General features: G+C 64.7%; 1 protein-coding gene. It reads right to left on the bottom strand.

What is annotated here, in order from left to right:
* On the bottom strand, window positions 1–272 hold a 272-nt coding region (locus FLQ44_RS16460), incomplete at both ends, for a DUF1302 domain-containing protein (protein WP_147695278.1).

The following is a 272-nucleotide window of genomic DNA, read 5'->3' as shown; positions in this document are numbered from 1 at the left end:
GCAGGCGCGACACGTCGACCGGGTTGACGACGTTGATGCCGCCCTGGATGAAGGTGCTCTCGCCCCAGCTCACCACCTGGCGGCCGAAGCGGAAGTTGCCGCTGATGTCGTTGGCGATGATGAAGTCGCGGTAGACGAAGGCGTCCAGCAGGCGCGCGCGCCGACCGATGCGGTCCTTGGCGGCATCGCTGATGTCGTCGCGGTCCATGGTTTCGAAATCGTAGAAACCGGTGGCGCGCACGAAGGCACCCCAGTTGGTCCAGTTCATGCTC

The organism is Vogesella mureinivorans (assembly GCF_007644035.1).
Taxonomy (GTDB): domain Bacteria; phylum Pseudomonadota; class Gammaproteobacteria; order Burkholderiales; family Chromobacteriaceae; genus Vogesella; species Vogesella mureinivorans.
The sequence above is the reverse complement of the archived record's forward strand: the minus strand, read 5'-3'. Positions and strand labels throughout refer to the sequence as shown.